Consider the following 19328-nt stretch of genomic DNA (forward strand, 5'->3'; position numbering starts at 1 on the left):
GTTCCCAGTGCCATGCGCCCCGCCCCGCCTACCCCGCTCTGCCGTGCCGCCGGGCGGAGCCCCGCCGCGCAACGTACCTGCAACCTCCGCCTCCCTACTCTCGCGGCGAGAGCTGTCCAACGGCGGGCGGCCCTTCCTCGGGAGGCAGAGCACATGACCCGTTACGCGGCGCCCGGCACCGAAGGCGCGATCGTCTCCTACCAGGCGCGCTATGACCATTTCATCGGCGGGGAATACGTCCGGCCCGCCAAGGGGCAGTACTTCGAGAACCCGAGCCCGGTGAACGGGCAGCCGTTCACGGAGATCGCGCGAGGCACGGCCGAGGACGTGGAGCGCGCTCTCGACGCGGCGCACGCCGCCGCCCCCGCCTGGGGCCGCACGTCGGTGACCGCGCGGGCCGACATCCTCCTCAAGGTCGCCGACCGGATGGAGGCGAACCTGGAGAAGCTGGCGGTCGCGGAGAGCTGGGAGAACGGCAAGCCGGTCCGGGAGACGCTGGCCGCCGACATCCCCCTCGCCATCGACCATTTCCGCTACTTCGCGGGGGCGATCCGCGCGCAGGAGGGGTCACTCGGCGAGGTCGACGACGACACGGTGGCGTACCACTTCCACGAGCCGCTGGGCGTCGTGGCGCAGATCATCCCGTGGAACTTCCCGATCCTGATGGCGGTGTGGAAGCTGGCGCCGGCCCTCGCGGCGGGCAACGCGGTCGTGATCAAGCCGGCCGAGCAGACCCCGGCGTCGATCCACTACTTGATGAGCCTGGTCGCGGACCTGTTGCCGCCGGGAGTGGTGAACATCGTCAACGGTTTCGGGGTGGAGGCGGGCAAGCCGCTGGCGTCCAGTCCTCGGGTGGCGAAGGTCGCCTTCACCGGCGAGACCACGACGGGCCGGTTGATCATGCAGTACGCCTCCGAGAACATCAAACCGGTGACGCTCGAACTCGGCGGCAAGTCGCCGAACATCTTCTTCGACGACGTGTGGGCGCGGGACGACGACTTCCGGGACAAGGCGCTCGAGGGTTTCACGATGTTCGCGCTGAACCAGGGCGAGGTGTGCACGTGTCCGTCCCGGGCGCTCGTGCAGCAGGGCTGCTACGACGAGTTCCTCGACGCGGCGGTCGCCCGCACCGAGTTGATCAAGCCCGGTCATCCGCTCGACACCGAGACGATGATCGGGGCCCAGGCATCCAACGACCAGTTGGAGAAGATTCTCTCCTACCTGGACATCGGCCAGCAGGAGGGCGCGAAGGTGCTGACGGGCGGGCACCGTATCGAATACGACGGTGAGCTGGCGGGCGGGTACTACGTTCAGCCGACGATCTTCCAGGGCGACAACAGGATGCGGATCTTCCAGGAGGAGATCTTCGGTCCCGTCGTATCCGTGACGTCGTTCGCGGACTTCGACGACGCCATCAAGATCGCCAACGACACGCTGTACGGGCTCGGTGCCGGTGTGTGGACGCGGGACATCAACACCGCGTACCGAGCGGGGCGTTCGATCCAGGCGGGCCGGGTGTGGACGAACTGCTACCACGCGTACCCGGCGCACGCGGCGTTCGGCGGCTACAAGCAGTCGGGCATCGGCCGCGAGAACCACAAGATGATGCTGGAGCACTACCAGCAGACGAAGAACCTGCTGGTGTCGTACTCGGCGAAGAAGCTGGGCTTCTTCTAGGGGTACAAGAAAAGGCGCCTGACCGGAGTTCCTGTCTGTGTCAGGCGCCTGCCGGCAGATGGTCCAAGTCCATGGCGCAGACACCGGCCGCCGACCCGCCCCACACCGGTCGGCCCCGTCGCCATGCCGTGGTAGCGCTCCCGTCGCCATGCCGTGGCAGCGGTCCCGTCGCCATGGCGTGGCAGCGGCCTTGTCGGGGGTCTGCAAGGTTTCTCCAAGGTCCGCGCAAGCCTTCCGTCCGCCGCGCAGGGCAGGACGCTCGGCATGAGGGCCCGTCCGGGCCCGTGCGGACCACGGGGGAACATCTTGTCGGCGCTGAACCCGAGCAGAGATCCATCGGTTGCGGAACGCGAATGGCTGACCTTGACCGATCGCAAGACCGTACTGGTCGTCGTGCACACCCTGGCCTATGGAAAGCGACTGGTCGATATTCTGTCGCTCCTCGAGGCAGATTTCAGGATTCAGGTGGTGTTCACGGCACCGCCGCACGTCTTCGGTGATGAAGTCCCGTCCTTCCTCCAGCGCTTGGGAGGACCGGTACTGCCGTGGAACGAGGCGGTCCGGATGTCCTTCGACCTCGCGCTGGCGGCGGGCCCGCGGGGCGTGGAGGAGATCACCGCTCCGCTGCTGACGCTGCCCCACGGGGCCGGCTATCTCAAGCGATGGAGCACGGGGTCGCACAAGGGCGTCGCCGGGCTGCGCAGGCAGGACCTCGCCCCAGGGGGGAGGCTGCCTGCCGCCGTCGCCGTGCCTCACCACGCGGAGCTGTCCGTGCTTGAGCAGCACTGCCCCGAGGCTCTGCCGCTCACGCACGTCGTGGGAGATCCCGCGTACGACCGGATCGCGGCGAGCCTCCCGTTGCGCGCCGCCTACCGCAAGGCGCTGGGTCTCTCAGACGGGCAGAAACTGGTGGTCGTCGTCTCCACCTGGGGAGCACGGTCGTCCTTCGGCCGGTTCGAGGCGCTGCTCCCCCGGCTCATGGCCGAGTTGCCCGCCGGACGGTTCCGCTCGGCCGTCCTCGTCCATCCGAACGTCTGGTCGGGGCATGGCTCGTGGCAGGTGCGCGCCTGGCTGGCCCGCTGTGCACGCCTGGGCGTCGCGGTCCTGGCACCCGAGGCCGACTGGCGGCCCCTTCTCGTCGCCGCCGACCACGTCATCGGCGACCACGGCTCCGTCACGCTGTACAGCACGCTCACCAAGGCGTCCATCGTGCTGGCGAGTTCGCCGGAGCGGGAGATCAACCCCTTCTCGCCGGCAGCCGCCCTCGCCCTGACCGCTCCCGCGCTGTCGCCCACCCACCCGCTGTCCGACCAACTCGACTACGCGGCAGCCGAGTACCGACCCGCCGAGTACGCGGTGATCGCCGCGCGCATCACCTCCGAACCGGGACGGTTCAACCGGAACATGCGCCGGCTGATGTACCGGTTGCTGGGACTGGGCCAGCCCGCGCACGAGCCGGAGACCGTCCCCCTGCCGGAACCGCCCGCCCTGGACGCCTGGACGGACGTCCGACGGGAGGTACCGGCATGAGGCACCTCGTGACGGTCACGCTGCGCCGGGCCGCGGCGGCCTCGGCGTGCCGTCCGCCGGTGCCACCACAGCGGACGGACCGCCTTCGCGACCTGACGCTCCGCGGCACGTCGGCGGGACGCGTCCATGTCTTCACGGCCGTGGTCCGTGCCGTGGACGCCCGCGGGACAGCCGCCACCGATGAGCACTTCGCGGCCGACGCCGACCGCGAACGTGCTCTGCTGGGCTGCGCGGACGTGCTGTTCACCAGCCGGTCACGGCCGTTGGGCGCCGCCCGGCGCTGGCTGACGGACGTCACGGGCGCGCATCCCGGCTGCCGGCTCGCGGCGGCGCCCTTGGCGGAAGGCGGCTGGGCGATCCTCGGCGACGCCGGTCGGCAGGCGGTCGTTCTGGCCCCTCGTGTGCCGGGAGACCAGCCGCTGCTGGCCTCCTGTCTGCACACCTGGCTGGTGGCAGGTCATGATGTGCGGTCCCTTCAGGACATCCGCGTCGTGCAGGGGGCGTACGGCTCCGGTTCCTCCTGGTGACTCCTGGCGCCACCCGTCACCGGAGTCGGCGCGCGTCCGCCGGGCTGGTGGTCTCGTACAGGGCGAGAGCCCGGGCGCGGAAGTCGTCGGCCGCCGTGTCGTCGCCCCGCTCCCGGGCACTGTCGCCCAGCATCTCCAAGGTGCGTGCCTGCCAGTGCGCGGCGCCCGAAGCGGTGAAGGTCGCGAGTGCCTCCAGCATCTGAGCGGTGCCCGTGGCCCGGTCGCCGTCGCGGGTCCGGGCCCGCCCGAGGAAGGCGAGGGCCCGCGCGGCGTCGTGCGGGTCGGACACGGCCAGAAGACCCTCCCGGGCCAGGGTGAAACAGGTGATGGCCCGGTCGAGGTCCTGCTCGGCGAGTGCGATCTCGCCGAGCAGGATTCTGGCGAGGGCCACCCCACGTGGGTATCCGCACTCCGTCCACGTCTCCACCGCACGGTCGAGGGGGGCCGCCGCGTCGGTGAGCCGGCCGGCCTCGAAATGGCATCCGCCGAGGCCCAGCCATGCCTGTCCCTCGTCCCGTCGGTCACCCGCTTCGCGGGCGGCTCGAAGGGAGACCGTGTACCACTCGATGGCCTCTTCGGTACGACGCGCCGCGGCCAGGCCGATGGCCCCGGAGTTGAGCATCTGCCGTTCGGCCGCACTGTTTCCGTCGGCCCGGGCGGCCGCCAGCCCGGTGCGGTGTGCCTCGATCCACAGGTCGTAGTGGCGCAGGCGGAGGAACAACGGCCACAGCGCGTCGACGAGTTGCCAGGCCGTGGCGTTCCAGCCGCGTTCGGCGGCCAGTCGCAGAACCGCCATCAGGTGGGTGCGCCGGGCGTCCAGCCAGCCGAGGGCGCCGATGTCGTCGGTGAACGGCTCGGGCAGTCGACTCGGGTACGCGTAGGTGCGCGGAAGAGTCAGCTGGATGGGTGTGATGCGCCGTTGGGCATCGGTGGCCGTCCGCAGGTACCAGTCGGCGACTCGGCGCTCGATCCGCCGACGGGCCGTCACGCTCTCCGTCGCTGTCGCACGGTCGTGGGCGTGCACCCGGACGAGGTCGTGGAAGCGGTACGTGTCCGGACCGATGTCCTCCAGCATGTTGGCCTCGACCAACTCGCCCAGCCGTCGTTCCGCCCATGCCGTCGACGCCGCACAGGCCGCGGCGGCGGTGCGTACGTCGAAGGCGGGCACCGGGAGCAGACCGAGTGCGCGGTAGAGCCGCGCGGGCTCCGCGCCGAGCACCGCATATGACGCGTCCAGCGCGTTCTGCACGGTTCCCTCTCCTGCCACTTCCAGAACGGCCAGGCGCTCCTCGTCCGGGGTGAGCGCCTCTGCCAGCGCCGCGACCCGCTGCCCCGGACGGGCGGCGAGCCGTGCGGAGGCGAGACACACCGCGAGCGGCAGGCCCGCGCAGAGAGCGACGACCTGCCGGACCGCGGAGAGCTCACCGGCGACGCGGTCCTTGCCGACCCCCCGGATGAACAACTCCGTCCCGGCGGCGTCGCCGAGCGAGGGAAGGCGGTGGAACTCAGCCCCGTCCATGCTCAGTCCGGTCAGTCTGTGGCGACTCGTGACGACGACGAGCCCGCCGGTTCCGCCGGGTAACAGCGGCCGGATCTGAGCCGCGGTGAAGGCGTTGTCCAGCATGACCGCGATCCGCAGCCGCGAGGTGACCGAACGCCACAGGGACGCCTGCTCGGCCAGGTCGCCGGGAACCGCGGGAGTTCCGAACGCGCGCAGGAACTGGCCGAGGATCTCGCCCGGCTCAGCCGGTCCTGTCGCCTCGTGTCCGCGCAGGTCCGCGTACAACTGCCCGTCGGGAAAGGCCGTCTCGTGGGCATGCAGCCACCGGGAGGCGAACGTCGTCTTGCCGATGCCCGCGGGACCGTTGATCACGATCAGCGGCTGTGCGGCGCCGGCCTCCGCACGCGCCCTGAACAACCGGTCCAGGACCGCGTGTTCGTCGAGTCGATCGGTGTAGTGAGCCGGTACCGGCAGCAGTTGTCTGGGTTTCGGTGGCCGCACCGCTGAGGCGGCCTGGATGTGCACGCCGCCATGGACATCCCGTGCCTGCACGGTGGGACCGTACAGCTGAGCTTCACCGCCGATGACGTTGCTGGTCCGGCCCCGGTCGTCCTCCCCCGCCACAGACATCCACCCGCTCTCCCAGCCGTGTCTCCGCTGTACCGATCAGGGCGTCATACCCCTGTCTCCGACCGGAAGATGCGGGGAGACAGGCACGCGCGCCCCGGGAGGAGGCCGATCCAGCCAGCGCGCGGACGCATCTGGAAACACCCTTCCCTTCCTGTCATGCTCGGTCTTCTGTCAGCAGGTCCACCGCCACGCCGCCATGTTCGTCGAATGGCGCTGAACCGCGGGAGGCACTGGTGGAAGTCGAGTTACTTGGCCCGGTCGGTCTCCGCGTGGACGGCCAACGCGTGGAGCTCGGCTCGGACAAGGCACGGGTCCTGCTGGCCTCGCTGGCGCTGGCAGCGGACCGTCCCATCGCGGTGGACACCCTCATCGACCGATTATGGGACGACGAACCGCCGTCGCATGCCCGCGAGAACCTGCACACCTATGTGTCGAGACTCCGTCGGCAGCTACGTCGTGTCGATCCTTCCGCCACGACAGCGCCGCCCTCCATCACCACCCGCGCCCACACGTACACGCTCGAGACCGCCCGCCTCTCGGTGGACTGGCATCGCTTCCGGCGCCTCGTGACACAGGCCGGCCACCTCATGAGCGACGGGGACCACGAACAGGCGGTCACCCTCCTCACCCGGGCCGAAGGGCTGTGGCGAGGCGAGGCCCTGGCAGGTCTGCCCGGGACATGGGCCGAGACCGTACGCAGGTCGCTCACCGAGCACCGGCTCAGTGCCACCGTCTCCCGGATCGGCGCCCTGCTACGGCTCGGCCGATTCTCCGAACCGACTGCCGAGTTGACCACCCTCGTCGAGCGGTACCCCGGCGACGAGACGCTCGTCGGCCAGTTGATGCTTGCGCACTATGGGAACGACCGCTACACCGAAGCTCTACGCGTCCACCAGGAGGTCCGCCGACTCCTGATGGCCCAGTTCGGTTCCCATCCAGGCACCGAGCTGCAGCGCATCCACAGCGGAATCCTCGATCGCAGACCGGCCACCGAGCTCGTCCGGGGCGGGAGCAGTCCGGAACGCACAGGTCCGACATCGCGACCCGCGGCTGACCGGACCGTACATACCGCGCCGCACCCACCGCGGAACCTGCCGCACCAACCCCCGCTTGTGGGCCGGCACACCGAACTGGCGGCCCTGAGCGCGGCGGTGGAGACGGGACCGGAGGACAGCGCGGTGATCAGCCTCGGGTCCGTGAGCAGGGTGAGTGGGATGGCCGGGGTCGGCAAGACCGCCGTAGCGGTGGGTGGCGCGCACCGCCTCGCCGAGAAGTTCCCCGACGCGCAGTTGTACGTGGATCTTCGCGGCCACTCGCCCGCCGGGGAGCCTCTGAGTCCCGGCGCGGCACTGGGCACTCTCCTACGGCTGCTCGGTGCTCCCGCAGCGAACATCCCCCACGATCTCGAGAGCCGCAGCGCCCTGTGGCGAACGATGCTGGGCGAACGCCGGGCGGTGATAGTTCTCGACGACGCGGTGAGCGCCCATCAGGTCCGGCCGCTGCTGCCGGGTGGTTCCCCGTCCCTGACCATTGTCACCAGCAGACGTCATCTCACCGGCCTCCCCCACTCCCGGTACATCCCGCTGGACGTTCTGCCCGACGACGACGCCGTGGCTCTGTTCTGCGCGTTCGCGGGTGTGGAACCCGCACACGACGCCGAGGAGGTCACCCGGATCGTCCGGCTTTGCGGTGGCCTCCCGCTGGCGATCGAGTTGGTGGCCAGCCGCTTCCAGGCCCATCCGTCCTGGACGCTCACCACGCTGGCCGACCGCCTTGCCCGTCCCGAGGGCCGCCTGGACGAGATCAGGGACGCCGATCAGGACGTGGTTCGGGTCTTCGACCTCATGTACCAGACCCTTTCCGCTGAGGACCGTACGGCGTTCCGTCGCCTGAGCCTGCATCCCGGCCGGGACTTCACCGCAGAGGCAGCCGGCGCCATGCTGGACCTTCGACAGGCCGTCACCGAACGCACCCTCGAATCGCTGCTCGCTTCACACCTCCTGCGCGAGCCGACACCCGACCGGTATCAGTACCACGACCTGCTGCTGGAGTACGGCCGCTCACGAGCCATGATCGACGACAGCGAACAGGAGCGGTCCGACGCCCTGCGCCGCCTGATCGACTTCTACACCGTCACCGCCGACAGTGCGGATCGCGTCGCATACCCCCGCCGCACGAGATTCGATCCGCCGGACGGCCCGCCCCGAAGCCGAACGCCGCGCCGGCTGGACGCCGACGCCGGGCGGTCGTGGCTCGCCGCCGAGCGGACCAACCTGCTGGCCGTGGAAGCCTACGCACGCGGCCATGACCAGCCGGAGTCCGCGGCCCGGCTCGCCTACGCCATGACCGGTTTCCTCACTGCGGAGTGCTACTGGCAGGACGCGTACACCGTCCTGCGTCCCGCCGCGGACCACTGGTCCCGCACCGGCGACGCACCCGCCCTGTGCCGGACCCTGTCGCATCTGAGCGCCCTGCACGCACACACCGGCCGCTACCCGCAGGCCACCGAGAGCGGAGAGCGCGCTCTGCAGATCGCCCGTACGACGGAGGACGTTGCGGCGGAGGAAGAGGCACTGCGGACGCTCGGCACCCTCCACTGGCACCTGGGGGAACACCGGACGGCGCTTGTCTTCTTCCAGAAGTCGTTCAGCCTGACGGACCTTTCCGACGACCCCTGGGGAAAAGCGCGCGGGCACAACAACATCGCGGTGACGCTTTTGTTCCTGGGAGAACACGAACGAGCACGAGGACATTTCGAGAAAGCGCTCACTGGATTCGCGGAAGCAGACGACCGGACGGCAGTCGCCAAAGCCCTCAACAATTACGGCGACTTGCATTTGCGCATCGGAGACCTGGATTCGGCTCGCCAGGCTTTCGAGAAGTCACTCTCCTTCCTGGAGCAATCCGGGAGCCGTTACGACCGGGCCACCGTACTCGGCAGCCTGGCGGACGTCCTCACCGAGTCGGGCGACACGGACACCGCCTTGGCGCTCTATCAGGAATCGCTCGTCGAATTCACAGCGCTCGGCGATCGGAAAAGCCGCGCGGACACCCTTATCGGACTCGGCGAAGCGAACCGCAAGGCGGGAGATGCGGCAGAAGCCGTCCGGCACCTCACGGAGGCGCTCGACCTGGCCCGGCACATCGGCGCGACCCACCAGGAGACGCAAGCCCAACGGCGCCTGGGGCAGACCCATCTGACTACAGGGGACCTCACCTCCGCAAGTCATCACTTGCAGGCCGCCATCTCTCTTGCCGAGCGCACGCATGACATGGACGAAACAATCCAGGCCCAGCAAGTCCTGGCCGAGGTGCGGCTGGCATCCGGCGACCTCACTGCCGCACGCACGCTACTTAGACAAGCGTTCGACATCACAAGGGCGCGCGACCCTCAGCAAGCCCGCGCAATAAGCGCACGCTTGGCCGACCTCGACGGCGACTCGCGGGTAGTCAAATAGGCAACCACCTACGCCCTAGCAACCGAACTGACGTGCATAGGGCACGTATTCGGCTGACGATCATTAGTGATATATTCACGTTCGTAAGCCAACGGCAACAAGCAAGGAATGTGCACACGTGTCCAAGACGCGCCTCCGGGCGTCCGGATTTGCCCTCATTGTCATGCTGGGTGCTTTCGCTGTGGCGACACCCACCGCCGCTGCCGCCGAACCCGCTTCGGCCGCAACGGCCGGCGTGAATCGCTGCATCATCATCTGATTCCCGAATAGGTCGGCGCACGCCGTCGGTCAATTCCGTCAACGGGTCCCACCCCTGACCCGAAGCGAACTCCCCATCCAGGAATCGACATCGGGGTGGCACAACAGGCCACCCCATCTACTGGACGGACCTCGGCCGAGGCACAGGTCGTCAGCCGAAATGCAGGCCGCCGTTGATGGTGCGAGTCTGGACCACCGGTCCCCGCATCTCACCACCGCTGATGACGTTGTGCACCGAGCCTGCCTGATCAGGTGATCCGGCCACCAGCGCACGCACCTGGTCGGCCGCGGCCGGATCCTGCTGCAGCAGCACGAGCAATCGCGCCTGCCACTGCGAGGCAAGTTCGGCGAGACACATGTCGTCACCACCAGCAGCGACAGCGCGCGTCTCGTCGAGTGCGGGCTCGACGGCCTCCACGCCGTTCCTCCCTCTTCCGCCGAAAAGGGCCAGCACCCGGTCCTTGGTCGTGACCCAGGCGTCCTGCGCCATCAGCTGCACGATCGCCGTGGCCCCTGACGTGGCCAGTACCGCCAACTCCGCCTCCATGACCCTCCTGTCGCCGCACACGCCGTCACCGACAGAGTACGCATCACGCTGACTCCTGGTGCCTGTCAGGTGACTTTCGGTCAGCGCGTGCGCGGGCACCGTGCCGGTCTACGGTCGGGTCCGGATCAGCTCGATCACCGTGGCGGCCGTGCGGTCCAGGTGGGTGCGGCCGTCGGGCAGGTGTGCCGAGGGGCTGATGTAACTGCGGGGGCCGACGTGGGTGGCGGGGTCGAGCCGGTGCACGGTGATCTTTCCGGCGCGGGCGGCCCGGTTCCATCCGCTGCGCCGGAACAGCGGCCAGCGCTGCGGGAAGATCCAGGTGCCGACCCGTTCCACCCGGTCGTACGCGCTGGTGAGCCGATGTACGCGCTCCGCATGGGTGAGGTCGTTGGCGCCGTTGTGGAACCCGCCGAACATGATGAGCTGGAGCGGCGCTCGCAGCCGGGTGTGCAGGACGTCGACCGCGCCGGTGGCCACCTGGGCGCCGCCGCTGTAACCCAGCAGCACCACCGGGACTCCGCTTCCCGGGCGGTAGCCGGCGAGTTCGAGCTGGGTGGCCGTCTGGGTTCCGACGGCCCGGTTGTAGAGGGGCCGGTACCGGTGGTCGGCGGCGACGAAGATCTGCATGACGTTGTGCAGGAACAGCAGCAGTCCGACGCGGCGGCGCAGCCACGCCCACACCGGCCGGTCGGCGAGCGGGTCGGCCAGCGGCGAGTAGGGCTGCACCTGCCCCAGCACCCGGAGTTCCGGCGCCGCCGCGAGCAGGGCCTTGACCAGCTGACCGCCGTCCCGGCTGTCACGGACCCGGCGCTTCCCGATGCCGTCCAGGTACACCAGGTAGGCCGCCGGAGGGCTGTCGGGCGCGGCGCCCCGGGCGTAGGGCACGCCTTCCGGGAGCGCGGTGGTCGGGGTCCGCCAGCCCGCGCCGTAGGCCAGGACCTCGTAACGGGCCAGCAGACCCTCGGCGAGCAGGGCGGGGCCCAGCGCGATCGCCCAGAGCAGGAAGTCGTTCATGCGGTCACCTCAGGACGTCCGGTGGGCTTCTTCCGTACGACCAGCCGCCGGACACCCTCCGCGGCGGCGCCGAGCGTCACCCCGGCGACGGCGACGCAACCGGCCGCGGACCACCAGCCGAGTCCGGTCACGGTGGCCAACGGGCCGGTCAGCGCGGTACCGACCCCCACGAAGAGCAGCGCGTGCAGCAGCGGTCCGAGCAGCGGGAAGGCGAGGACGGCGGCGAACAGCAGCGGGGCGAGCCGGTCGGGGGTCCACACGAGTTCGCCGTCCGGGGGTGTGGACACGAGCAGCTCGGTCAGGGTCCATGCGGTCAGCGGCCACAGCGCGAACATGGCACCCTCGACGGCGGCTCCGGCCAGCAGCAGGCCCAGCACCCGGTTCCGCGGCACGCCGGGACGGCGGACCATGAGCGGCATGACGCGTCCGGCGGCCTCCGACAGTCCGGCGAGCAGCAGCATGACGACAACGACGGGTGACATCCTCAGCCTCGCTGTGACGGATCGACGGGGGTATCGACGGGGGTTACGACAGAAGGCGCGACAGCGGGTACGACAGGAGGCGCGGCGGAGGGCGGTTCCGGCGCCCGTCCGGCCGGCCTTCGCAGGTACCGCTCCACTTCGTCGGCGGCGCGTCGGTGTCCGCCGGCCTCGCGCTGCGCGGTCCGCAGGGTGGTCGCGGCGGCCAGGAACCGGGCGTCACCGAGCAGGCGCCGGGCGAGGGCGCGTACGGAGTCCTCGGTGACGTCCGCGGTACGGATGGACAGGCCGGCGCCCAAACCGGTGACGCGTTCGGCCACCATCGGCTGGTCGGCGCCCTGCGGGACCACCAGCACCGGGACTCCGGCGTACATGGCCTCGTTGACGCTGTTCATCCCGCCGTGGGTGATGAACAGTGCCGCGCGGGCCAGCACCTCCGGCTGGGGGACGAAGCGGCGGGCCAGCACGTTGGCCGGCAGGGGGCCCAGGGCGGCGGGGTCGGTCTGTCCGGTGGAGAGGACCACCGTGCCGCCCAGCGGGGCGAGCGCGGCGGCGAAGCTGCGCAGCAGCCGCGGACCGGCGTCGAAGACCGTGCCGAGCGAGGCGTACAGCACCGGGTCCTGGAGCCCGTCGAGCGGGAACGTCGGGTCGGCCGGGCGGGCGCCGATGCTGGGGCCGACGAACCGGTAGGACGCGTCGAAGTCCTCGACGGCCGGCTGGAACGCCCGCGAGGTGTACACCAGGTTGAGGGGCTGCCGGATGTTCCCCAGATCGAGCGGTGGCAGCCCTCGGGTGTCGAAGCGGCGGTACAGCTGCCAGCGCGAGCGCAGATAGCCCGCGGCACTGCGGGGCCGGCCCACCGCCGCGGCCAGCAGTTCCCGGGAACCGCGGGTGGGGCTCGGGACGCGCCGGTTGTAGGCGAACGTGGTGAACGACGACGCCGCCGGTACGCCGAGTTCGCGGGCGGCGACGGCGCCCCACAGGCAGGCACTGTCGTGGACGATCACGTCGGGCCGGATCCGGCGCAGGTCGGTGAGCACGGCGGGCAGCAGACGGACGGAGGTGCGCGCGAGCGCCTCCATCAGGGTGACCGGCATCGGGGGATCGGGCATCGCCGGGTCGCCGCCGGGGTAGAGGTGGACGGTCGCGCCGGTGGCCTCGATCTCTTCCTGGAACGCGGGCGAGGTGTGGTACGTGACGGTGTGTGCGCGGCGTACCAGTTCGGCCGCGACCGGCAGCGTCGGGTTGATGTGCCCGTGCATGCCGATGTTGAGGAACGCGATGGTGGCTGATCGTGACGACGTGACCGCTTTCCGGCGGCGGGGCATTCTCATGATTCACCTTTCTCACCCGAGGACGACTCGTCGCGGTGCCAGCTAGGACCGGATGACCACCCGGTCTGTGACAGCCGCGGTCGCACCGAGAGACACCGCCCCGCGGGCGCGCGTGCGGCGTCCGGAACTGTCCGCGCTCCCCTCGTCGGCCCTCATCGGCCCGCTGTAGCATGAGCGGCCTCTGGGACAGAAGGGGCATCGATGCACACCGGGGATGACGTCGGCTCCCTCGATGCGGCTACGCGGCAGTTCGTCGCGGCGCGTCCTCGGCTCTTCGGAATCGCCTACCGCGTGCTCGGCAGCGCCGCGGAGGCCGAGGACGTCTGCCAGGAGACCTGGGTGCGGTGGCAGAACGCCGACCACGCGAACGTCGTCGAGCCGGCCGCCTTCCTGGCGACCGTGGCCACGCGTCTCGCGATCAACACCGCCCAGTCCGCGAGGGTACGGCGTGAGGCGTACGTGGGTCCGTGGCTGCCCGAGCCCGTCGACACCGGCCCGGACCCGCAGTTGGGGGCGGAGCGTGCCGAGGCGGTCGAGATGGCGGTCCTTCTTCTCCTGGAGAAGCTGAATCCGGTGGAACGGGCCGCCTACGTCCTGCGGGAGGCGTTCGACTACCCCTACCGGCAGATCGCGGAGATTCTGGAGACGAGCGAGGCCAACACGCGCCAGCTGGTGAGCCGTGGGCGCAGACACCTGGCCGCCGAGCGGCGGGAACAGGTCAGCCGGACCGAACACCAGCGGTTGCTGGAGGTGTTCCTCACCGCGGCGCAGACGGGCGATCTGAAGGCGCTGGAGGACGTCCTGGCGGCGGACGTCGTCAGCTACTCCGACGGCGGCGGGATGCGGGGCGCGTCGAGGATCCCGGTCGTCGGCCTGTCGCGTGTCTCCCGCTACCTCGTCGCCTTCGCGCCGCGGTTCTGGCCGGGGTCGGACGTCCGGTGGGTCGAGGCCAACGGCCGCCCCGCGGTTCTCGTCCGGTCCGGCGACGACCCGGTCGCCCTGCTGTGCGTCGACGTGTCGGCGGAGGGGATCGACCGCGTCATGTGGGTGCTGAACCCGGCCAAGCTGGCCCCCTACGTGGCGTCGATGCGCCCCTGCTGAGCCCCGCCCCTGCGAGCACCGGCTACCGTCGGCTGCGTACGAGCAGATACAGGAAGTACGGGGTGCCGATCGCCGCTGTCATCAGGCCGGCGCCCAGTTGGGCGGGGGCGATGACCGTGCGGCCCAGGAGGTCGGCCACACCGACGAGGGCGGCGCCCAGGAGGACGGACACCGGCACGACCCGCACGTGCCGTCGGCCCACCAGGGCGCGGGCCGCGTGCGGTGCGACCAGGCCGACGAAGGCGATGGTGCCGGCCGAGGCCACGGCGGTCGCGCTGAGCAGGACGCCCACCACGAGGAACCCGAGCCGGGCGCGGGACAGTCGCAGACCGAGCAGCCGCGGTGTGTCCTCGTCCAGGGAGACGAGGTCCAGTTCGGTGCGCCGGGCGACCGCGACGACCAGGCCCACGGCCAGCACGAGCGCGACGGGCAGGACGTCCGGCATGGTCCGGCCGTACGTCGAGCCGGACAGCCAGGTCAGCGCCTTCGTGGCGTTGAACGGGTCGGTGAGCACGATGAGCAGACTGATCAGCGCCGCCGTGCCGGCGGCCATGCCGATGCCCACGAGCACCAGCCGGTTCTGCTGGTAGCCGCCCCGGGCCGCGAGTCCGAAGACGACGACGGAGGTCAGCGCGGCGCCCGCGAAGGCGGCGCCGGCCACGCTCCAGGTGCCGGCGACGGGCACGGTGGTGACGAGCAGGACGGCTCCCAGTCCGGCGCCCCCGGACACGCCGAGGACCCCGGGCTCCGCGAGCGGGTTGCGGGTCACGGCCTGGATGAGCGTGCCGGCCAGGGCGAGTGCCGCGCCCGCGCACAGGGCCGCGAGCACCCGGGGCACCCGGGTCTCCAGGACGAAGGACACGGCCTGGCCGGCCCGTCCCTGTGCCCAGTTCGCGACGTCGCCGAGCAGGAGTTTGCTGTCGCCCAGCAGGACGCCGGCGAGTGCGACGCCGACGACCGCGGCGACGAGCACGGCCAGGGTCACCAGGAACGCCGTCCGGCCGGGGATGCGCAGCCGGTCCGGTGCCTCGGCTCCGGACGTGTCCCGCAGGCGCAGGGCCATCGCCACCAGGAAGACGGCGCCGACCAGGCTGGTGACGACGCCGGTGGGCACGGCGACCGCGGTGTCCGAGGGGACGAGGGCGCGCAGCAGCACGTCCGACCCGAGGACCAGTCCCGCGCCGACGAGGCCCGCCACGGGCATGGCCGTACGGGAACGGGTGAAGGCCCGGAAGCGGCGGGCGAGGGGGCGCACCAGGGCCGGTGCGCACAGGCCGACGAATCCGATGGGCCCGGCGAGGGTGACCGCCGCCGCGGACAGCAGTGCCGCCAGGACGACCACCGTGACGCGCGTGGCGCGGACCGGGACGCCGAGACCGCTCGCCGCGTCGTCGCCGAGGGCGAGCGCGTCGACCCGGCGGGCGACGAGCAGCAGTCCGGCGAGCCCGATCACGGCGATGGGCAGCATCTGCAGGACGCCGCCGAAGCCGTTCTGGCTGATGCTGCCCTGGTTCCACTGGTAGAGGCCCTCGGTCTGCTCGGGGAACAGCAGGAGCAGACCTTCCGTCACGGAGTTCAGGCCGAGCGCCAGCGCGGTGCCGGCGAGGACCAGCCGTACGGTGCCCGTACCGAGGCCGGACAGGGCGAGTACGACGGACGCCGCCAGGAGTCCGCCGGCGAAGGCGACGCCGGAGGAGGCGAGCAGCGGGAGCGAGACGCCGGTGGCGCCGACCAGCCCCAGGGCCAGGTACGACCCGGCGTTCACGGCGAGGGTGTCGGGCGAGGCGAGTACGTTGCGGCTGACGGCCTGCAGCACGGCGCCCGCCACGCCGAGGATGACGCCGACCAGGATGCCGGCGGTCATCCGCGGCAGCCGTGAGGCGATCACGACGGACGCGTCGGCCGTGTCGGCCTGCCCGGTCAGGGCCTTGAACACCTCGGCGGGTCCGACGGCGGCGGTGCCCTGCGCGATGTCGACGACCGCGAGGGCCGCGACGACGAGGACGAGGGCGGCCGTCACCGCGGCCGCGCCCGTCCAGGACGCTGCTGTCGACGGACGGGTGGCGGGGGAGGTTGCGGTGACGGCCATGACTTCCGTTGTTTCCGTTGCTTCCGTTGTCTCCGTTACTTCGCTGCTGTCGTCACTTCGTCAGCGCGTCGACAATGGCGTCCACGTACGCCTCCATCGATCCGGGGCCGCCGAACATCCAGATGCCGTCGGGCAGTCGGTGCACGTCACCGGCCTTGACGAACGAGAGGGACTTCCAGACGTCGTTCTTCGTCAGCACGCCGGTGAACGGGTTGCTGCTCTTGTCGTCGTCGTTGCCGATGTAGACGAACTGGGTGTCCTTCGGCAGGTCGGTGAGACCTTCGACATCGGTGGTGCCGAGGCCGTAGGCCGCGTCGCCCTTGACCTTCCAGGCGTTCTTGAGGCCGAGCCGCTCGTTGACGGTCCCGATGAGGGAAGCGCCGGTGTACGGGCGCAGGGAAACCTGGTTGGAGGTGACGTAACCGTCGGCGAAGGCGATCCCGGTGCCGGCGAGGTCGGCGTCGGCGAGGGTCTTCTTGCCCTCGGCGAGCTTGGCCTCGAAGTCGGTGCGGACGGTCTTGGCCTTGTCGGTGGTGCCGGTGGCCTTCGCGATGAGGTCGAGGTTCCCCAGCATCCGTCCGATCTGGTCGGAGCCGTCGGCGGACTTGACCTCCAGGACGGGGGCGATCTCGCGCAGCTGCTTCAGGGCCGCGGGCGGCAGGTCGGAGGTGGCCACGACGAGGTCGGGCGAGAGGGAGGCGACGGTGTCCATGCTCGGCTCGCCGCGCGTGCCGATGTCCTTCGGCTCGTTCTTCAGCGGGACGGCCGAGCCCCAGATCTTGTAGCCCTTGACGTCGGCGACGCCGACCGGGTCGACGCCGAGGGTGGCGAGGCTCTCGGTCACGTTCCACTCGGTGGCGACGACCTTGGTGGCCGGGCCGTCGAGCTTCACCTTCTTGCCGGAGGCGTCGGTGAGCGTGATGGCCTCGGAGCTCTTGTCGGTCTTGTCGGTCTTGTCGGCGGCGGGCTCGGTGGTGCCGCAGGCGGCAAGGGTGAGCGCCGCGGCGGTGGTGGCGGCCGCGGTGAGCAGGAGGCGTCTCATGAGGTGGTGCCGAGCCTTTCGGTAAGCATGTGTCGGGTGTGGTGTCGGCCGATCGGGCGGGTGCGCAGTCGGCCGGTGAGGGGGTCTGTGTCGACGTCGATCCGGATGCCGTAGACGGCGGTGAGGCGTTCCGGTGTCAGGACGTCCTCGGGCGGGCCGTCGGCGACGATCCGGCCCGCTTCGAGCAGGGTGATCCGGTCGGCGACGGCGGCCGCCTGGTCGAGGTCGTGCAGGACGACTCCGACGGCGATTCCGTGTTCGTCCGCCAGGTCGCGGATGAGGTCGAGGAGTTCGATCTGGTACCGCAGGTCGAGGTAGGTCGTCGGCTCGTCGAGGAGCACGACGCCGGTCTCCTGGGCGAGGCAGCTGGCGAGCCACACCCGCTGCAGCTGCCCGCCGGACAGATGGTCCGCACCCCGCTCGGCGAGGTCCGTGACACCGGTCAGCGCGAGCGCCCGGTCGACCGCGGCCGAGGCGTCCGGGTCGGGCCGGCCGAACCGGCCGCGGTAGGGGTAGCGGCCGAACTCGACGACGTCCCGCACGGTCAGTCCGCCGGGGGTGGGCCGGCCCTGGGTCAGCAGGGCGACATGCCGCGCGAACTCACGGGCGTGCAGGGCGAGGCCGTCGGTGTCGGTGTCGATCCTGAGTGTGGCGTGGCGGGCCCGCTGCAGCCGGGCGATCGTCCGCAGGAGCGTCGACTTGCCGCTGCCGTTGGGGCCGACGAGGACGGTCACCTCGCCGGGCCGGAGCGCGACCGCGGCGCCGTGCACGACGTCGACGCCGTCGTACGACACGGTCACACTCGTGGCCGACAGTTCATGTCCACGCAAACGTGGCGTGTCGGCTGTTTCTTCACCAGATCTCACCTGGCGAAGGTTAGCCTACCCTTATTTGTGCTGGACAGGGGGTGTCCGCATCCCGGCCGGACCGGTCCCTCACGGCTGCGGAAGTCCCGGCTCCGGGTGCCACGAGGCCGGATCCCACACGCCCGAGCGGCGCAGCGACTGCGGGCAGTGCAGGTATATCTCGTCGATCTCCAACAGCAGCGCCAGCGTGGGCCGTTGACCCTTCACCGTCATCGCGTCGAAGAACGGGGCGTCGGTCAGGAGGCGGGCCCTGCCGTTGACCCGCAGGACCTCCTTGCCACCGGGGACCAGGTACAGGAGGCCGGCGTGCGGGTTGTCGAGGATGTTGTGGAAGCTGTCGCCCCGCCGGTTCCCCGGCCGGTCGGGCAGGGCGAGGGTGCCGGAGTCGACGACATGCGTGAAGCCCGGGGCGTCCCCGCGCGGCGAGACGTCGCAGTTGCCGCGTGAGTCGGAGGTGGCCAGCAGGCAGAAGGGCGAGCGGGAGATGATGTCCCGGTCCAGGTCGGCGAGCCGGTCATGGACCTTGTCGATCACGATGGGCCAGGGCTCCCCGAGGAGTTCGCGCAGCTCGGCGCCCGACCTCAGCTCGACCCAGCCCTCCTCGGCGCCCGCCTCGGCACCCTTCTCGGTCACGGCGTCCGGCCCTTTTCCGGCGGCGGTGTCGATCGTGTGCGGCAAGGCCGACTCCAAACATACGTGCGTCCGGCAAAATAGTTGCACGCAGAACATTATCCGATCTAAGGCTTGCCTTACCTAACGATCCGGTCGCTCCCGGCCGCACCGGAGGGAGCCGGACGGCACGGTAGGGTCCGCGGCACTGGTACGCCGGTAGTGGCAGTGGTACGCCCGTAACGGCAGAGGTACGCCCGTAGCGCTGAGGAGTGATGCACAGTGCCCCCATCCGCCCCACGCGTGGAGCTGACACCAGCGGCGGCCGAGCTGCTGCGCAGACTGCGGGCCGCGCACGGTCCGCTGATGTTCCATCAGTCCGGCGGCTGCTGCGACGGCAGCGCGCCCATGTGCTACCCGGAGGGCGAGTTCAGGACCGGCGACTCCGACGTGCTGCTCGCCTCACTGGCCGTCGAGGGGGTCGGGGAGCCGGTCACGTTCTGGATGTCACGGAGCCAGTACGAGGTCTGGAGCCACACCCGGCTGATCGTGGACGTGGTGGAGGGGCGGGGCAGCGGCTTCTCCTTGGAGGCACCCGAAGGGGTACGTTTCCTGACCCGTTCGCGCCTCGTCGGCACGTAGTCGTCGCCACGGCACCCTTCCTGT

At 70.6% G+C, this 19328-nt stretch carries 15 protein-coding genes and 1 pseudogene; 7 read left to right on the forward strand and 9 right to left on the reverse strand.

Annotated elements, in window-relative coordinates; translation table 11 throughout:
* Positions 1–153 precede the first annotated feature (153 nt).
* The 3 genes from ACFYXC_RS25085 (at position 154) to ACFYXC_RS25095 (ending at position 3734) form a co-directional block, all read left to right on the forward strand.
* Complete coding sequence (locus tag ACFYXC_RS25085) at positions 154–1677, forward strand: aldehyde dehydrogenase family protein (protein WP_389554115.1); 1524 nt, start codon at positions 154–156, stop codon at positions 1675–1677.
* A gap of 306 nt (positions 1678–1983) precedes the next feature.
* On the forward strand, positions 1984–3207 hold the full coding sequence (locus tag ACFYXC_RS25090; RefSeq protein ID WP_389554116.1) for a hypothetical protein: 1224 nt from the start codon (positions 1984–1986) through the stop codon (positions 3205–3207).
* Positions 3204–3734 (forward strand): hypothetical protein, encoded by a 531-nt coding sequence (locus ACFYXC_RS25095; RefSeq protein ID WP_389554117.1) that lies wholly within the window; start codon positions 3204–3206, stop codon positions 3732–3734. Before ACFYXC_RS25090 ends, ACFYXC_RS25095 begins: the two co-directional genes overlap by 4 nt.
* Positions 3735–3750: 16 nt before the next feature.
* On the opposite strand, the gene ACFYXC_RS25100 is transcribed toward ACFYXC_RS25095, so the two are convergent.
* Positions 3751–5865, reverse strand: a complete 2115-nt coding sequence (locus ACFYXC_RS25100) for a regulator (RefSeq protein ID WP_389554118.1) — start codon at positions 5863–5865, stop codon at positions 3751–3753.
* A gap of 269 nt (positions 5866–6134) precedes the next feature.
* Here ACFYXC_RS25100 and ACFYXC_RS25105 point away from each other — a divergent pair, with 269 nt between their 5' ends.
* On the forward strand, positions 6135–9323 hold the full coding sequence (locus ACFYXC_RS25105; protein WP_389554119.1) for a tetratricopeptide repeat protein: 3189 nt from the start codon (positions 6135–6137) through the stop codon (positions 9321–9323).
* A gap of 118 nt (positions 9324–9441) precedes the next feature.
* The gene (locus ACFYXC_RS25110) at positions 9442–9582 is read left to right on the forward strand and encodes a hypothetical protein (protein WP_388921486.1); all 141 of its coding nucleotides are present in this window, start codon (positions 9442–9444) and stop codon (positions 9580–9582) included.
* A gap of 150 nt (positions 9583–9732) precedes the next feature.
* Here the strand turns inward: ACFYXC_RS25110 and ACFYXC_RS25115 are convergent, their stop codons facing one another.
* The 4 genes from ACFYXC_RS25115 to ACFYXC_RS25130 form a co-directional block, all read right to left on the reverse strand.
* Entirely contained in the window at positions 9733–10128 is a 396-nt protein-coding gene (locus ACFYXC_RS25115) for a hypothetical protein (RefSeq protein ID WP_389554120.1), read from the reverse strand.
* Positions 10129–10236: 108 nt separating this feature from the next.
* The gene (locus ACFYXC_RS25120; protein WP_389554121.1) at positions 10237–11142 is read right to left on the reverse strand and encodes a hypothetical protein; all 906 of its coding nucleotides are present in this window, start codon (positions 11140–11142) and stop codon (positions 10237–10239) included.
* On the reverse strand, positions 11139–11624 hold the full coding sequence (locus ACFYXC_RS25125; RefSeq protein WP_389554122.1) for a hypothetical protein: 486 nt from the start codon (positions 11622–11624) through the stop codon (positions 11139–11141). The genes ACFYXC_RS25120 and ACFYXC_RS25125 overlap by 4 nt, the downstream gene beginning before the upstream one ends.
* 2 nt (positions 11625–11626) lie before the next feature.
* Positions 11627–12955, reverse strand: a complete 1329-nt coding sequence (locus ACFYXC_RS25130; RefSeq protein ID WP_389554123.1) for a macrolide family glycosyltransferase — start codon at positions 12953–12955, stop codon at positions 11627–11629.
* A gap of 201 nt (positions 12956–13156) precedes the next feature.
* On the opposite strand from ACFYXC_RS25130, the gene ACFYXC_RS25135 reads away from it, so the two are divergent.
* Complete coding sequence (locus ACFYXC_RS25135; RefSeq protein WP_389554124.1) at positions 13157–14056, forward strand: RNA polymerase sigma-70 factor; 900 nt, start codon at positions 13157–13159, stop codon at positions 14054–14056.
* Positions 14057–14078: 22 nt separating this feature from the next.
* On the opposite strand, the pseudogene ACFYXC_RS25140 reads toward ACFYXC_RS25135, so the two are convergent.
* The 4 genes and pseudogenes from ACFYXC_RS25140 to ACFYXC_RS25155 form a co-directional block, all read right to left on the reverse strand.
* A pseudogene (locus ACFYXC_RS25140) lies at positions 14079–16163 on the reverse strand (iron ABC transporter permease); the annotation flags it as partial.
* A gap of 34 nt (positions 16164–16197) precedes the next feature.
* A complete protein-coding gene (locus ACFYXC_RS25145) occupies positions 16198–17187 on the reverse strand; it encodes an ABC transporter substrate-binding protein (RefSeq protein WP_389554125.1) in 990 nt (329 codons plus the stop codon).
* Positions 17184–18053 (reverse strand): ABC transporter ATP-binding protein, encoded by an 870-nt coding sequence (locus ACFYXC_RS25150; RefSeq protein WP_388921469.1) that lies wholly within the window; start codon positions 18051–18053, stop codon positions 17184–17186. Before ACFYXC_RS25150 ends, ACFYXC_RS25145 begins: the two co-directional genes overlap by 4 nt.
* A gap of 69 nt (positions 18054–18122) precedes the next feature.
* The gene (locus tag ACFYXC_RS25155) at positions 18123–18731 is read right to left on the reverse strand and encodes an MSMEG_1061 family FMN-dependent PPOX-type flavoprotein (protein WP_389554126.1); all 609 of its coding nucleotides are present in this window, start codon (positions 18729–18731) and stop codon (positions 18123–18125) included.
* Between the two features lie 234 nt (positions 18732–18965).
* Here ACFYXC_RS25155 and ACFYXC_RS25160 point away from each other — a divergent pair, with 234 nt between their 5' ends.
* Positions 18966–19304 carry a DUF779 domain-containing protein gene (locus ACFYXC_RS25160; protein ID WP_388921463.1) on the forward strand — a complete coding sequence of 113 codons (339 nt, stop codon included), beginning with the start codon at positions 18966–18968 and terminating at the stop codon, positions 19302–19304.
* The last annotated feature ends 24 nt before the right edge of the window (positions 19305–19328 follow it).

This window comes from Streptomyces sp. NPDC002701 (assembly GCF_042889045.1).
Lineage (GTDB): Bacteria > Actinomycetota > Actinomycetes > Streptomycetales > Streptomycetaceae > Streptomyces.

What these genes read in the sequence shown, in the direction of transcription:
- ACFYXC_RS25085 (WP_389554115.1), top strand. Translation starts at nt 154, where the DNA reads ATGACCCGTTACGCGGCGCCCGGCACCGAAGGCGCGATCGTCTCCTAC.
- ACFYXC_RS25095 (WP_389554117.1), top strand. Translation starts at nt 3,204, where the DNA reads ATGAGGCACCTCGTGACGGTCACGCTGCGCCGGGCCGCGGCGGCCTCG.
- ACFYXC_RS25100 (WP_389554118.1), bottom strand. Translation starts at nt 5,865, where the DNA reads ATGTCTGTGGCGGGGGAGGACGACCGGGGCCGGACCAGCAACGTCATC.
- ACFYXC_RS25115 (WP_389554120.1), bottom strand. Translation starts at nt 10,128, where the DNA reads ATGGAGGCGGAGTTGGCGGTACTGGCCACGTCAGGGGCCACGGCGATC.
- ACFYXC_RS25120 (WP_389554121.1), bottom strand. Translation starts at nt 11,142, where the DNA reads ATGAACGACTTCCTGCTCTGGGCGATCGCGCTGGGCCCCGCCCTGCTC.
- ACFYXC_RS25125 (WP_389554122.1), bottom strand. Translation starts at nt 11,624, where the DNA reads ATGTCACCCGTCGTTGTCGTCATGCTGCTGCTCGCCGGACTGTCGGAG.
- ACFYXC_RS25130 (WP_389554123.1), bottom strand. Translation starts at nt 12,955, where the DNA reads ATGAGAATGCCCCGCCGCCGGAAAGCGGTCACGTCGTCACGATCAGCC.
- ACFYXC_RS25135 (WP_389554124.1), top strand. Translation starts at nt 13,157, where the DNA reads ATGCACACCGGGGATGACGTCGGCTCCCTCGATGCGGCTACGCGGCAG.
- ACFYXC_RS25145 (WP_389554125.1), bottom strand. Translation starts at nt 17,187, where the DNA reads ATGAGACGCCTCCTGCTCACCGCGGCCGCCACCACCGCCGCGGCGCTC.